Annotated in this window: 12 protein-coding genes; 8 read left to right on the top strand and 4 right to left on the bottom strand. The window is 60.9% G+C overall.

Annotated features, from left to right (window positions below; all coding sequences use genetic code 11):
• The first annotated feature begins 56 nt into the window (after positions 1-56).
• Positions 57-323, top strand: coding sequence for a hypothetical protein (locus EFB14_RS08495; protein ID WP_125845475.1), 267 nt, complete (start codon positions 57-59; stop codon positions 321-323).
• Between the two features lie 81 nt (positions 324-404).
• Here the strand turns inward: EFB14_RS08495 and EFB14_RS08490 are convergent, their stop codons facing one another.
• From EFB14_RS08490 to EFB14_RS08480, 3 genes are all read right to left on the bottom strand, one after another.
• A complete protein-coding gene (locus EFB14_RS08490; protein ID WP_008531490.1) occupies positions 405-809 on the bottom strand; it encodes a helix-turn-helix domain-containing protein in 405 nt (134 codons plus the stop codon).
• Between the two features lie 261 nt (positions 810-1,070).
• Positions 1,071-1,907, bottom strand: a complete 837-nt coding sequence (locus EFB14_RS08485; protein WP_126823640.1) for an amidohydrolase family protein — start codon at positions 1,905-1,907, stop codon at positions 1,071-1,073.
• A gap of 70 nt (positions 1,908-1,977) precedes the next feature.
• Positions 1,978-2,769, bottom strand: a complete 792-nt coding sequence (locus tag EFB14_RS08480; RefSeq protein WP_126823638.1) for an IclR family transcriptional regulator — start codon at positions 2,767-2,769, stop codon at positions 1,978-1,980.
• A 471-nt stretch (positions 2,770-3,240) separates the two neighbouring features.
• On the opposite strand from EFB14_RS08480, the gene EFB14_RS08475 reads away from it, so the two are divergent.
• From EFB14_RS08475 to EFB14_RS08460, 4 genes are all read left to right on the top strand, one after another.
• Complete coding sequence (locus EFB14_RS08475) at positions 3,241-3,975, top strand: SDR family oxidoreductase (RefSeq protein ID WP_126823636.1); 735 nt, start codon at positions 3,241-3,243, stop codon at positions 3,973-3,975.
• Between the two features lie 95 nt (positions 3,976-4,070).
• Positions 4,071-5,348 (top strand): L-fuconate dehydratase, encoded by a 1,278-nt coding sequence (locus EFB14_RS08470; protein WP_126823634.1) that lies wholly within the window; start codon positions 4,071-4,073, stop codon positions 5,346-5,348.
• A 244-nt stretch (positions 5,349-5,592) separates the two neighbouring features.
• The gene (locus tag EFB14_RS08465) at positions 5,593-8,172 is read left to right on the top strand and encodes a caspase family protein (RefSeq protein ID WP_126823632.1); all 2,580 of its coding nucleotides are present in this window, start codon (positions 5,593-5,595) and stop codon (positions 8,170-8,172) included.
• Between the two features lie 24 nt (positions 8,173-8,196).
• Positions 8,197-8,865, top strand: a complete 669-nt coding sequence (locus tag EFB14_RS08460; RefSeq protein ID WP_126823630.1) for a tail fiber domain-containing protein — start codon at positions 8,197-8,199, stop codon at positions 8,863-8,865.
• Positions 8,866-8,935: 70 nt separating this feature from the next.
• Here EFB14_RS08460 and EFB14_RS08455 read toward each other — a convergent pair whose 3' ends face one another.
• On the bottom strand, positions 8,936-10,540 hold the full coding sequence (locus EFB14_RS08455; RefSeq protein WP_126823628.1) for an NHL repeat-containing protein: 1,605 nt from the start codon (positions 10,538-10,540) through the stop codon (positions 8,936-8,938).
• A 151-nt stretch (positions 10,541-10,691) separates the two neighbouring features.
• Between EFB14_RS08455 and EFB14_RS08450 the strand changes: the two genes are divergently transcribed.
• The 3 genes from EFB14_RS08450 to EFB14_RS08440 all read left to right on the top strand — a co-directional run bounded on the left by EFB14_RS08450 (position 10,692) and on the right by EFB14_RS08440 (position 14,004).
• Positions 10,692-11,282 (top strand): hypothetical protein, encoded by a 591-nt coding sequence (locus EFB14_RS08450; protein WP_126823626.1) that lies wholly within the window; start codon positions 10,692-10,694, stop codon positions 11,280-11,282.
• A 189-nt stretch (positions 11,283-11,471) separates the two neighbouring features.
• Complete coding sequence (locus EFB14_RS08445; protein ID WP_126823624.1) at positions 11,472-11,849, top strand: hypothetical protein; 378 nt, start codon at positions 11,472-11,474, stop codon at positions 11,847-11,849.
• Between the two features lie 214 nt (positions 11,850-12,063).
• Positions 12,064-14,004, top strand: coding sequence for a DUF4384 domain-containing protein (locus EFB14_RS08440; protein WP_126823622.1), 1,941 nt, complete (start codon positions 12,064-12,066; stop codon positions 14,002-14,004).
• The last annotated feature ends 19 nt before the right edge of the window (positions 14,005-14,023 follow it).

The raw sequence follows: 14,023 nt of genomic DNA, 5'->3' as shown, positions 1-14,023 counted from the left end.
CGGAAAGATGCACTGATGATGGAATCGTAGGTTTCACGACCAAGAGGGCGGAAACGATGTTTGAACAATATGCCGAAGGTACAGGCAGTGAATACGCAAGGATCTTCCGGCTGCTGTCGGCAGCCAAGGAGGAGGCTGAAAAGCTTCAGCTGCGTAATCTGATGCACCTGACGAACATGGCGCTGCTGCAGGTCGTCATCGATTGGGACGGCATAGATCCCGACAGGGAGCTAGACGTCAATCTCGAGAAGCTGCTCGGCAGCAAGGCCAAGATCGCAATGAAGGACGCCAGCGAGAACCTGATCCTGATCGATCGTCATTGATCTCGATCGATAACAATTGATCCCGATCAGTCGCTATTGGTCCTTATGCGGTCCGTTGGAATCGCGTGACGGGTTGCCGGTCTATTCGGCCGCGTCAGCTTCCAACTGTTCGGTGTGGGCGATCGCCTGAACAAGCTTCAGGATCTTCTTGCGAAGAGCTTCGTTCTTGATCGAGAAGAAGGCAGCATTGAGAAGAACGCCTTCACGCGAAATGACGAATTCCTCGCTCGGAGCGGGGTTGTCGTTGGCCGTATCCGGCGTCGACAGATCGTCGAAAAACGTCCTGACATCGACCTTCAACGCGCCGGCGATTTCAACCAGCATGCTGGCGGAAACGCGATTGGAGCCCTTTTCATATTTCTGAATCTGCTGGAACGTCACGCCAACACGATCTCCCAATTCCGTCTGGGAAACTTTCCTCAGTAGACGCTGTATACGGATGGTCTTTCCGACGTGAACGTCCACTGCATGCGGTTCTTCTTTCATTTTATTTTCCCTCCTGAGGCCAGCGGACATGAGGTTATTCGTCATATCCCTGCCTGACAACTTTTACCCGAGATGTATAAAGCTCGCAATTGCTTGGTTGTAAGTCGTCTCAAACCGAAACACTGCAATGCTTCATTCAGTATCCAGCAAAAAACATGCCAAAGTAGCACTTTTGTAAGGCACATCACGTTTTTCGCGATGCCGGAGCGTTTGCGCGACAAATTGTGCGGCGGCTTCCTGTCAGGAATTGCGTAAACTAGATCAGAGTGACCAGAGGCGCTGCGCATTGGCGAAAAGCAGCTTGGAGCGCTCAGCCTCGCTGCTGGAGGAAAGCACGGCTTGGGTCGCGGCCACCCAGGTGGAAAGCCCGCCGCCGCGCGTGCAGACCGGCCAGTCGCTGCCCCAGACGACGCGATCCCAGCCGAAACTTGCAATCACATGTTCGATGTAAGGCCTCAGCGTCTCAGCCGTCCATGTCTCGGCATCGGCATAGGCGACGACGCCCGAGACCTTGCAGATGACGTTCGGCCGCCGGGCGATCTCCGATACACCGGCCTTCCAGGGCTCGAAGGCATCCGAGCGGATATCGGGCACGCCGCAATGATCGAGAACGAACTGCACATCCGGAGCAAAATCGACGAGGGCGGCCACGCGGCCCGCCTGATGCGGCAGCGTGCAGAGGTCGAAGGTCAGGCCGCTGCCGCCGATCCGCCTGATGTTTTCGCGAAACAGCGCCCCTTCGGACACATCGTCGGGCACAACATGCAGTACGCGGCGGAATCCCTTGACGAAGGGATCGGCCTTTTGCCGCTCGAGATAGGCGGCAAAGCCTTCGTCTTCCGGCCGGCAGGAAACGATGGCGCCGGCAATCATGCTGCCTGCCCGTTTAGCAATGCCGGCGACATGATCGGTCTCGGCCTGCATGACGGCGGGATCGACGTCGACTTCCATGTGCAGCACCGTCGTGATGCCACAGCGCCGGGCCTCGGCCGCATAAGTCTCGTAGAGGAAATCGTGATCGAGGTCAGGCTCGCCCGAAAGCCAGGGATAACGCAGCGCCGACCGGTCGATGATATGCAGATGGGTATCGATGAGCACGCTCTTTTCCTCCGGGGAGTGGCCTTCCGGCAACCTATCTTTGGTGAATGGATTGTTCAAATAGAAATTCTCAGCTGTCGGTGGGGTTGGCGACGTCGGCGCCGGCCAGCAGCGAAAGCTGGGCTGCGGTCTTCTGCACCAGCAGGATCGTCTGGCTGATATCGGGTGCCGAAGGCGCATTCACGAGAGCAATGAAGGGACAGGTGAGGGCGGCGATGCATCGCCGGTCCGGCCCGAGAACGGGAGCGGAAAGATTGTAGACGCCTGATGTCTGGGCGCTCGCCATCATCTCGTAACCGCGCTCGCGGATCTGGTTGAGACGGTCGTAGAATTCCGCGCCGAGTTCGACGTCCGAACGGCTGCGCACATGTTCCAAGATCATCATCTCCCGTTCCTCCTCGCTGCGGAAGGCGAGAAGCACATGGCCAGAGCCGGTGTCGAAGAGACTGATATGAGCGCCGACACGGATCGAAAATCCCCAGTAATCCGGCGCCTCCTGCTGGGCGATGACAACAGCCGCGCCGCGGTCGAAGACGGCAAGGTGATTGGCCTGGCGCGTACGCTGGGCAAGATCGCGCATCAGCGGCGTAGCATAGGAAGCAAGCCGGCGCACCGGCGCGTGCAACTGGGCAAGACCGAAGAGTTTCAAGGTCAGCGAATAACGGTCGCCGTCCAGCCGGGTGACGTAACCGCGGCGCACCAGACGGTCGAGCATGCGGTAGAATTCATTGGGGCTGCGGTCGAGCCGCTTGGCGATCTCCGCCTGGGTGAGGCCGCTGTCGACGCCGGCAAGCAGCTCCAGAATATCGAGGCCCTTGTCGAGGGCAGGAGCGCGGTAGCGGTCCGACTCGTCGATCTCCATTCCTTCCTCCTGTGAATATCGTCCTGCATATACGCAGAACCGCAGCCGGAAAAGGAAAACTTCGCACTTGACCCTTGGCCAATCGTCTGTTTGTCTATAAACAGACAAATCATAGCTGAAGACATGCTGGGAAGGCGAAAGCCTGGAGACGTCCAAACGGCGAGATCACGAACAAGCCGTGGACAGGGAGGAAGACCATGCAACGCATGGGAATGACCATCAGCCCCGGAGCCGGCCCGAACGCAAGGCGGCGTGCTGCGCTGACCTTGCCAGAATCCGGTCGAAGCGCGCAAAGAAAGCTGAAGCATGTCGCGCAAAACCAGGGACCTGAAGCGTGGCAAGCGAAATCTGAAAGATCGCGATACACTTTAGTGATAGACGGCGACGGGCGAGCTTCATGGCTGAGCCTTCGCCTGAGACGCATTGGCATACCATCGTCCAGCGTGGACAAACCAAGAAGAGGCCCGTGACATGACAAACAGACTTTCCGGCAAGACCGTTCTCATCACCGCCGCCGGTCAGGGCATCGGCCGGGCGACGGCAATCGCCTTTGCCGCGGTCGGCGCCAAGGTCCACGCGACCGACATTAACACTGATGCGCTGGCCGCCCTTGCCGCCGAAACCGGCATTTCCACCCACAAGCTCAACGTGCTCGAAGAGGACGCGGTCAACACCCTCGTTACCGAGATCGGCGCCGTCGACGTGCTGTTCAACTGTGCCGGCTTCGTCCATGCGGGCTCGATCCTCGAGATGAAGGATTCCGATCTCGAATTCGCCTTCGACCTCAACGTCAGGGCGATGATCCGCACGATCCGCGCGGTGCTGCCCGGCATGCTCGAGCGCAAGGACGGGGCGATCATCAACATGGCCTCCGTCGCCTCCAGCATCAAGGGCGTGCCGAACCGCTTCGCCTATGGCGTCACCAAGGCGGCGGTCATCGGCCTCACCAAATCCGTCGCCGCCGATTATGTCGCTCAAGGCATCCGCTGCAACGCCATCTGCCCCGGCACGGTGGAAAGCCCGTCGCTGCAGGACCGCATGCGCGCCCAAGGCGATTATGATGCAGCACGCGCCGCCTTCATCGCCCGCCAGCCGATGGGCCGGCTCGGCACGCCGGAGGAGATCGCCGATCTCGCTGTCTATCTCGCCGGCGCAACCTACACGTCGGGCCAGGCGATCGCCATCGACGGCGGCTGGACGATCTGATTTCAGCCGATCATGCCGCCGGCAGTCCTGCCGGCCGGCCACGGCCATCGGCCCATATGATCGGCCCTCCATAATTATAATCGGGAGGAACAACCATGACCCGCATCACCGACCTTCGCGTCTTCGACCTTCGCTTCCCCACATCGCAAAGCCTTGATGGCTCCGATGCGATGAACCCCGATCCGGATTATTCGGCCGCCTATGTCATTCTCGATACGGATGCGCCTGATCTTGCCGGCCACGGCCTGACCTTCACCATCGGCCGCGGCAACGATATCTGCTGCATGGCGATCGAGGCGATGCGCCACCTCATCGTCGGCGCCGACCTCGCCGAAATTCTCGCCCATCCCGGCAAGTTCTGGCGGCATCTGACGAGCGACAGCCAGCTGCGCTGGATCGGTCCGGAGAAGGGCGCCATTCATCTGGCGACCGGCGCGGTCGTCAACGCCGTCTGGGATCTGCTTGCCAAGCAGGCCGGCAAACCCGTCTGGCGGCTCGTCGCCGAGATGTCGCCGGAAGAGATCGCCGATATCGTCGATTACCGCTATCTCACCGACGTGCTGACGCGCGATGAGGCGATCGAGATCCTGAAGCGGGCGGAGGCGGGCAAGGCGGAACGCATCGCCACCCTCGAAAAGGAGGGCTATGCCTGCTACACGACCTCGGCCGGCTGGCTGGGTTATGAAGACGAGAAGCTGCGGCGCCTTTGCCAGGAGGCGATCGACGCCGGCTTCAACCATATCAAGATGAAGGTCGGCCGCGACCTGGAAGATGACATCCGCCGCCTCAGGATCGCCCGCGAGGTGATCGGTCCCGACCGTTACCTAATGATCGACGCCAACCAGGTCTGGGATGTCGACCAGGCGATCGACTGGGTCAAGGCGCTTTCCCCAGCCAAGCCCTTCTTCATCGAGGAACCCACTAGCCCCGATGACGTCGCCGGTCACCGCAAGATCCGCCAGGCGATCGCGCCGGTGAAGGTCGCGACGGGCGAAATGTGCCAGAACCGCATCATGTTCAAGCAGTTCATCGCCGAGGGCGCGATCGATATCGTGCAGATCGATTCCTGCCGTATGGGCGGGTTGAACGAGGTGCTCGCCGTGCTGCTGATCGCCGCCAAATTCGACCGACCGGTCTGGCCGCATGCCGGCGGCGTCGGCCTCTGCGAATATGTGCAACACCTGTCGATGATCGACTATATCGCGGTCTCGGGCACCAAGGACGGCCGCGTCATCGAATATGTCGATCATCTGCACGAACACTTCCTCGACCCCTGCCGGATCGAGAACGCGGCCTATATGCCGCCGACCCTGCCGGGCTTCTCCATCGAGATGAAACCGGCGTCGATCGGCAACTATACGTTTCGAGGCTAAGAAACCGCCATCGGAGCTGACGTATCCAATGCCGGCCGCATGATAATTTCTTGATTTTTACAGTCTTTCCTGCGGCCGGCGGGCTTCCAATCTGACGGGGCTGCTCCAATTCACTTGGGGGCGGCGAAGCTTGCTTTTTAGGGCGCCGAGGAATATTTTTGAAACGTGAATGCGGAGGGGGTCCGGCACCAGCGGGCCAGCAAATTTTATTGAGCAGAAACAATAGAATGTTTGCGATCCAGCCATGCCCAAGTTTCACGCCGTCAGGAGACTACACGCCTATCTGCTGATCGTCGCGGCAATACTGCTGTCGATCGGCACGGCTCATGCCGCCATGACCGAGGAGAGCGGACGCCGCGTTGCCCTCGTCATCGGCAATTCGGTCTACAAGACGCTGCCCTCGCTTCCCAATCCGGCCAATGATGTCGAAGAGGTCGCCAACACGCTGCGCGCGGCCGGTTTCGACGTGACGATCGGCGTCAATGTCGACCGCATCGGGCTCGAAGACACCGTGCGCCGCTTCCTGCGTTCGACCAACAATGCGGAAGCCGGCCTCATTTATTACTCGGGCCATGGCATCCAGGTGGGCGGGCAGAATTTCATCGTTCCGGTCGATGCGACGCTGGAGACGCCCTATGACGTCGAGACGCAGACCATGCCGCTCGACCTGATCCTGAACCATCTCAAGCAGAATTCGCGCGTGCAGCTGATCTTCCTCGACGCCTGCCGCAACAATCCCTTCAACGCGCAGAAATTCTGGATGGCGGAAAAGCTGGAACCGGTCGGCGCCACGCGAGGGCTTGCGCGCATCGACAGCGATCTCGGCAGCCTGATCGCCTTTTCCACAGAACCGGGCCAGGTGGCGCTCGACGGCACCGGGGCGCTGAGCCCCTATTCCGAATCCTTTATCAAGCGCGCCAGCGAGCCCAACAAGGAAATCCGCCAGGTCCTGACCGATGTGCGTCGCGATGTGATCGCCATGACCGACGGCAAGCAGATCCCCTGGGAAAATTCCTCGCTGACGGACAGCTTCTATTTCATTCCGGCGCCGCCGCCGCCGAGCGTCGAGCCGATGCAGCAGGCGAGCGTGCCGGAGGGAGCCGCGGCCACGAAGCTGACGATCGCCCCGCCGCATGACGAGACCGGCTCTGCCCTGCTCGTGACGATCAACCAGCTCCCGCAGACGGGCAAGCTCAGCTTCGACGGCAAGCCGATCGAGCAGGGCGCGAAGCTTCCCGCCGCGGCGCTGACGGCGCTGACCTATGATTCCACGGGCGTTGCCGCCGGGACCATCGGTCTGATCGGCTATACAGTCAGCGATCCTTACGGCCAGGCGACCCAGGGTGTGGTCGCGATCACAGTCTCGGCCGATGCCGGCGTCAAGCTCGCCCAACTCGAGCAGGAAAAGCAGGTGCGGCTCGCCGATGCCGGCGCTTATCTGAAGGAACTGCCGCGCGATATCGACGCAACGATCGGCGTCGGCCCCGTCAAGGCCGGTCTGCCGATCGTTCCGGCGTCGACCGCCGAAATGACCTTCAAGGTCGCCGCTCTGCCCGACAAGGGCACGCTGCGCGCCGGAGACCGGGTAATCGGCCTCGGACATGTGCTTGAGGCCGCCGATATTCCGGCCCTTTCCTATGAGCCACAGATCGGCACGGAAAACCAGGCCTTCGCCGTGACGCTGCAGGCCGCCAATGACGACCTGGCGCCCGCAACTGTCACTTTCAAACCGACGCTCGACGCCTGCGACACAGCAGCCGCAGCCCCCCTCGACCTGCAGGGCATGACCGCAGGCAAACTGCCGAACGAAATCGACCCGAACGTTGCGCTGCCGGCTTGCACGGAGGCGATAAAGGCCTACCCGGAAGTCGCGCGCTTCGTCTACCAGCTCGGCCGCGCCCAGCTTGCCAACCGTGACACGAAGACGGCTTTTGCGACGATCAAGAAGGCGATGGATGCCGGGCATGTGCGGGCGATTTCGGAGGTCTCTGCGCTCTATCTCGTCGGAGCGTCTGTACCGGCGAACCTCGAAAAATCTAGCGAGATAGCCGCCATGGGCGCGAAGAAGGGGGATCCCTATGCGCTCTATGCCTATGGGAAAAGCCTCTACTACGGCAGAGGTGCCAAAGCTGATATCCAAGAAGGCCTGAAGCTAATGCTTCAGGCGGCCGATTTGGGCCATACCTACGCAATGAACGAACTTGGCTACATCTTCTTCAATGGGGTCAACGTTCCTCCCGACATAGACCGTGGTATTCGCTTCTACGAGTCGGGTCTCAAGCGAGACGACATATATTCAATGAATAGCCTCGGGATGATTTATCGCGCGGGCAAAGCCGTGCCGCAGGATCTCGAGAAGGCACTCGAGCTTTTTAGAAAGGCGGCGGAAGGCGGCCAGCCTTATGCTCCGCGAAATATCGGCCTTATGTACAGAGACGGCTTAGGAGTGCCTAAAGACGAGGCCACTTCTATTACGTGGTTGGAAATGGGCGCCGAGCGCGGTGATTATTGGAGTGCGTTCGAGCGGGCCAAGATGGCCAAAGGCGACGGTTCAAACACAGAGAGCCTAGTCACCGCAGCTCATTATTTTGCTCTTGCAAGCGCGCTCAACAGACCTGGCACCGGCGACCCTAAGAAACAGTCGGACAAAGAGCTCGCATCCTTAGCTGATTCTGCAAAGAAGAAGGCAGCAGAGGCTTTTTCGAGCGAACTGACTCCGCAAGAACTCAAGGCCCTTCCGAAGACCAAATCGCTGAACGAGAGGCTGACGCTTCTTGCGAAGGCGACGTGGGTGAAGCGAAATCCGAGATACGATCTCTTCTAAAACGGCGATCTGGGGGCGCCCTACATGACCAGCAAACTCTTCATCCGTATACTCCTGTGCTCGACTTTCATCGCTGGTTCGGGCGTAGCCCTGCAGGGCTGCATCTTTAACCCGGGAGCCAAGACTTTATTCGCCGAACAAGAGCCGACTCGCGAAAAAACGCCAACTGTTAAAAAGGTGGCAGCAAAGAGTAATGAGACGACGTTCGCTCGTTCGGATAAAAGTTCGGGCTCAGGCAGCTCTTCGGGTATGGGTGGCAGTTCCAGCGGCAGCAGCTCTAGCAGCGGGAGTTCCAGTGGCGACACTGGCGGTAGTGATCCCGGCGGCAGCGATCCCGGGTGGAACTCAGATCGCCGTTTGAAGACGAATATTTGTCGTCTTGGTACTTCCCCTACCGGCATTCCGATTTATGCGTTTCGTTACATATGGGGCGGACCACTCTTCGTCGGCACAATGGCGCAGGATCTTCTGTTGATCAGACCCGACGCAGTAATTCAGGGCGCAACTGGATATTACAAGGTGGACTACGATATGCTGGACGTCAAAATGATATCCATATCGGAGGACATCTCGCTGGCTCCCGCAGAAGCACGCGCCATTGTCGTTGCATTGGCGGTGGATGCTGCAAAAGCACAACCTCTGACAAAACTTCCGACGACGATATCGCGAGAACTTGTCCGGCTGGCAATGTGATCGGAGAAGCTCATTACGTTCGATATTCACGCCGGTTGCGGCTGGCTCGCGACCCGTGGCGTGAGACCACTTACCCGTTGAGCCCCTTGAAACGCACCGGCTGGTAGCCGCGCATCAACAGGCTGCCGAGCGAATAGGTGTTGCGGCAGACGCGGCCCTTGCAGGCGTTCGGCGAGGCCTCCATCACCTCCACCTTGCGGTCGTCGGTGAAGCGCATGAACAGCAGGACGTGCGAGCCCGGCTTGTTCAGCGCGTCGCCCGGTTGCATCGACCAGGGGTCGGAGAGGCGCTTGGCGATGCCGGGAATGGCGCGGGTCGATACATGCATTTTCAGGCCCCAGGCATCGCTGACGAAACCGGAGCAGTCGACGCCGAGGATGTTGGATTGCGGCGCGCTCTTGGTGCAGACGTTGCCGGCGGTCTGGCCTTTTTCCACGCCGCCGACGAAATCCTCCAGCGGCGTCTTGCAGCCCCAGCAATAGGGAACGCCCTTCACCGTCTGCCCGCGCTTGCCGATCAGGTAGATCGGGCGGCGCAGCCGGTTCATGTTGGCGCAGCCCGGTCCGGGATCATTGCCGTAGGCGGCCGGCGTCACCAGCCAGTTCAGCGTCTCGAAGCCGATCGCCCGCTCGATGACGTCACCGCGTGATTTCGGCACGATCGCGACCTTCGGCGTCTTGCCCGGCTTGCCCATGTTCAACGGCTTGGCGGGCTTGGCGACGGCGAGCTTGCGGCCGGGCTCCCGTCCGTCGAGTTTCAGCACCTGTGCCCGGCTTTCCTGAGAGCGGAGATAGAGCACGTCGCCGCGCGGACCGATCGCCACGAAGCGTCTCGAGAACACCGTGCCAGGGTCGATCGGCAGGTCGTAGACGCGATCCACCGTCCCGTTCGGCGTGAAGCGAACCACCAGCATGCCGGTACGATCAGGTTGGTCGGCGGGCACGAGTTCGACCAGCGCATAGGGCCTGCCCGTGGTGTCGATGTCGAGAAGTTCGACGGTGCCGATGCGCCCTTCCGAAGTCAGCTGCAAAGAGAGGAAATTCTCCTCCGAGCTGCTGCGCCGCAACAGGATTTCCGCCTTGTCGTTTGTCGCCGAGACTTCCGCAACGATGTCGCCGAGCCCGCGGCTCGGCACGTACTGGACGACCGGCGGGCGAGCTTCGGGCCGGCTGGTGCTGCGGCCGATCTCGTCGATGATGCTGTTCAGCGGACCCGGCGGTGCCGAGCCCATGGAGGCGAAGACAGAGCGGGTATAGTCGTCGGCATCGCCGCCGTCGACTGCGCGCAGCGTCTGCGACCGGCCGTCGGCGTCGGTGGAGCGTTCGAGCGGCACAACACCGTCCGACCAGAGGTAGAGTTCGTTGTGAACGACAGCGAGGTCCTCCGGCGCGGCATTGTCAGGCAGCGGCAGAACCTCGGGATCGGCCTGCGAGCGTTCGGCGTCGACGGCAAGCACGCGGCCGTTGTTCTGGTCGAGGATGTAGATGGTGCCGTCGTCACCGACGGTGATCGCCGCAGGCCCTGATGCCTCCACTTCCTCGCTGGACGAGATGATGCCGACCGAGCGCGCGCCGTCGCCACCGCGAAGCTCTATGATCGTCGTGTCTTTGGCGAGAACCGGCGAAGCGACCGCAAGTGTCGCGGCAAACAGAATATGCGACCCCAAACCACGCATTGCCTCGACCCTCAAAGAGACCGTCAAGTCTTTAAAAATGGTAGGATAGATGCGCCCTGTCAGCAAGCTATTGCTTTCCAAACGATTTGGAGATCTGCGCGGTCAATAGTACAAGATCATCGTCTCGAAGCTTTGCGGGCAGGGAATGCTTATGCTGGAATGGAACGGTGATGAACTGGCGCTTGATATAAGCTTGCTGGAGCAGGTTCGCGCAGCGAGGATAAACTTCTCCGATCGTGTCTGCGCGGCCTCGGCTAGCGCGGACGAAAAGCACCTGGCGCAGTTGCGCTCCGAGCCGACCTATCTGATGGCCGAGTTCCTTTATTCGATGAAGGTCTTCGGCATCAACACCGCCGAGGATATCGAACGCTTCGCCGATCTGCATAATGACTATGTGGTGTCGCTTACCCGCGATCCCGCCAAGCTGCAGCGCCTCGGGCTTTCACAGGACCGCGCGCTCGCCTCGATGTTCACCGCCGACACCAAGCCGCGGCTGATCCAGAACTGGGCTGATAAATCCGGCGCGATCGACCAGTCCAACCTTGCCCGTTTCCTTGTCGCCGTCATGTCGAGCGAGACCTGCCGCAAGACGCTGATCGATTTCGAGATGGCGGGCTTCATGCAGCGCACACGCTCGCCCTACGGCACGATGGTCGTCTGGTCGACCGGCAAGATCGAGGAAATCTTCGGTGAAATGCTGCGCAATCTCCGCCTCAGCCTGCAGGAATTGAAGATCCTCTAATGCATGTCACCCGGAAGTGTGCAGCGGGGGGTCAACGACATACATAAAACAAAGAGCTAAAGCGCCGCTGCCAATCGATTTCAACCCTCCCAATCGATTGGCGCCGATCGCCGTTGCCTTCCTTCCGGCCCCTCCCTATTGTCGGGGCGCTTGTCGCGTAATGGTGCCAATAGGACGGACTTGACGACGATGACGAAATCCTGGCTCACATCCCTGTCGATCGGCCTTCTGCTGGCGCTGCAGGTCGCGGAACCTGGTTATGCCGGCCCGGCCGAGGATGCGCTGGCGGCGCGAAACCCGTCGCTGGCGGCGCTGCGCCAACACGATGAAAAGGCCTTTGCCGCCGCAGCCGCGATCATCACAGAACACGAAAGCGCCAACGGTCTGACACCAGGCGAGAGCAAGCTTCCCGATACGACTTCGCCCGGGCGCGACATGGGCTCGGCGCCCGGCAAGGAATTCACGGTCGACAATCCGGATATTCTCTGGCTCTACAATTCCTCGCCTGAGGGAATGAGCGATCTGATCTCGATTTTGAAATCGGCCGGGCAGAAACCCAAGAACTGACAGCATCCTCCGCGCAGTCGAACGGACTATATCAGCCGGTGGATATTACCGAGCCTGAGTCTTGCTCACGTCTTTGCCTAGGTGGTTTCTTCGTGGCTCCAAATAATTTGTAACCCTCCCTCCGGCAAGACAGGCGCGGCCATCCCAATTTCGCCGGTCAGTGCTATTCTCATCTTCAAGACAGTGTGAGATTGTTCGAAGAGGAGGTTTTCCAATGCCAAACCGTAAAGCCATCCTAGCCGCAGCCACATTCCTTTCGCTTTTCCCGATGGCTCCCGTCGTCGAGGCGCAGAACGAACGCACACTGACCGAAGCGCCGACGCAGACCGGACCCGTGAGCATCACCTTCGATCGCGCGGAGGCCAAATACGCCATTGGCGAAGTCGTCGGCCTCTTCATCCAATCGACCGAGAACGCCTATGTCACGGTCTTGAACGTCTCGCCGAACGGCTCCGTGGTGAAGCTTTTTCCGAACAAATATCAGACCGATGCGCTCGTTAGCGCCGGCAAGCGCGTGCAGGTGCCGGACCCGGCAAGCGGCGCCAGGCTGCAGGTTTCCGGCCCGGTCGGCCAGGAGCAGATCAAGGTCTTCTATTCCTCCAAGCCGCTGACCATCTTCGCCGATCTCGGCAGCAGTGGCGGCGGCATGTTCCGCTCGATCGACGGCGGCATGGAGGCCGTTTCCCGTAGTCTCGAAGAAGCCCGCAGCCTCGGCACCAAGATCAGCAGCAAGACGGTGATGCTGACGACGGTCGACAGCCCGGCGGCCCTGCCGCCCTCCGCCGTCCCGCCCGTCGCTGCCGCCCCTGCGGCAAAACCCGCACCGGTCGAACAGGCTGCAAAGCCGCCCGTTGCGTCGCCGAAACCTCCGGCCGCTCCGAAGCCGAAGCCTGTCGTGAAACAGGAGGTCGCCAAGGAGCCGGAACCGGTGATCGAAAAGCCGAAGAAGCCCGCTCCGAAGCCCGTCGAGCAGGCGACGTCGCAACCGCCGAAGAAATACAAGATCGTCACCAATCTAGCGCCCGGCCAGGAGCTTGCCGCCGATGAGCTGGAGTTGATCGGCCCTGCCACCGGCACCTCGTCCAACCGGCCGACGCAGTCGTCCCAATCCTATCAGGCGTCCCAGCCGAAGATGCCGAAACTGCCGATGCCGCAGCTCAAGATGCCGCAATTCAAGCTCCCCGGCGGTTTCAGCATCAAGATGCCGCAGCTGAACCTCGGCCGTTCGGCCGAACCTGACCAGGCCGGCGAGGAGATCGAGACGGCCAATGCCGATACGCCCGCTTGCAACGCTCTTCTCGACAAGCTGAACACCGCCGTTGCCGCCAAGGATATTCCTGCTGCCGCGACGGAAGCCGATGCAATCGCCGTCAGCGCCGACTGCGGTCAGTTCCAGGTGAATGCCCAGCGCCGTGTCGCCGCCCTCAGGCTTGCCAGCGCCCAGGAGATGATGGCCGCCAACAAGCCGGTCGCCGATTACGAGCCGCTGCTTATCGCCGCCGACGGCCCGCAGGTGCTCTGGCAGGCCTCGGCCACGCTCGGCGAGATCTATTTCTCCGCCCGCCGCTTCGCCGATGCCGCCGCCGACTATCAGCAGGCAATCGAGATCATCAAGAACGAGACCCGCACGCCGAAGGCGCCGCCGGCCGACACGATTTCCGATCTCATCCAGCGCGCCGCCCAGGCTCGTATCCTTGCCGCCAACCCGACGACCGACAACCCGCAAGGCAGCTTCGTGCCGGCCGAGAAGGATCACCGCAGCGGCGTGCTCGGCGGCATCTATTCTGAGAATGTGCGCGGCATCGTGCCGGTTTCCATCCCGGTGCCGATCACCTTCGACTTCGACAAGTCGAGCTTCACCTCGATCGGCACGGAGGCCGCCCAGGAATTGCTGGAAGCGCTGAAGGAGCAGAAGCCCGGCCGCATCATCCTGATCGGTCATACCGACCGACGGGGCGCCGACGACTATAACCAGAAGCTCTCGGAGCGCCGCGCCCGGGCCGTCGCCGATTTCCTGAAGAGCAACGGCATCGACGCCACGATCGACGCCGAAGGCCGCGGGGCTTCCGAGCCGGTGGATGTCACCGCAACCGCAAACCTTACCGAAGACGATATCGACGCGCTGAACCGCCGCGTCGAATGGCGGCGCGAATAGCTGGGCGAGGGGAGGTTTG

Origin of the sequence: Rhizobium fabae (genome assembly GCF_003985135.1) — a bacterium.
In the GTDB taxonomy this organism is placed as follows: domain Bacteria; phylum Pseudomonadota; class Alphaproteobacteria; order Rhizobiales; family Rhizobiaceae; genus Rhizobium; species Rhizobium pisi.
Note: the sequence above shows the minus strand (reverse complement) of the source record. Positions and strands in the feature narration are given on the sequence as shown.

Excerpts from the sequence above, each read along its gene's own strand:
- EFB14_RS08440 (WP_126823622.1), top strand. The coding sequence starts at position 12,064 with ATGCCAAACCGTAAAGCCATCCTAGCCGCAGCCACATTCCTTTCGCTT.
- EFB14_RS08455 (WP_126823628.1), bottom strand. The coding sequence starts at position 10,540 with ATGCGTGGTTTGGGGTCGCATATTCTGTTTGCCGCGACACTTGCGGTC.
- EFB14_RS08445 (WP_126823624.1), top strand. The coding sequence starts at position 11,472 with ATGACGAAATCCTGGCTCACATCCCTGTCGATCGGCCTTCTGCTGGCG.
- EFB14_RS08465 (WP_126823632.1), top strand. The coding sequence starts at position 5,593 with ATGCCCAAGTTTCACGCCGTCAGGAGACTACACGCCTATCTGCTGATC.
- EFB14_RS08475 (WP_126823636.1), top strand. The coding sequence starts at position 3,241 with ATGACAAACAGACTTTCCGGCAAGACCGTTCTCATCACCGCCGCCGGT.
- EFB14_RS08495 (WP_125845475.1), top strand. The coding sequence starts at position 57 with ATGTTTGAACAATATGCCGAAGGTACAGGCAGTGAATACGCAAGGATC.
- EFB14_RS08480 (WP_126823638.1), bottom strand. The coding sequence starts at position 2,769 with ATGGAGATCGACGAGTCGGACCGCTACCGCGCTCCTGCCCTCGACAAG.
- EFB14_RS08470 (WP_126823634.1), top strand. The coding sequence starts at position 4,071 with ATGACCCGCATCACCGACCTTCGCGTCTTCGACCTTCGCTTCCCCACA.
- EFB14_RS08460 (WP_126823630.1), top strand. The coding sequence starts at position 8,197 with ATGACCAGCAAACTCTTCATCCGTATACTCCTGTGCTCGACTTTCATC.
- EFB14_RS08490 (WP_008531490.1), bottom strand. The coding sequence starts at position 809 with ATGAAAGAAGAACCGCATGCAGTGGACGTTCACGTCGGAAAGACCATC.
- EFB14_RS08450 (WP_126823626.1), top strand. The coding sequence starts at position 10,692 with ATGCTGGAATGGAACGGTGATGAACTGGCGCTTGATATAAGCTTGCTG.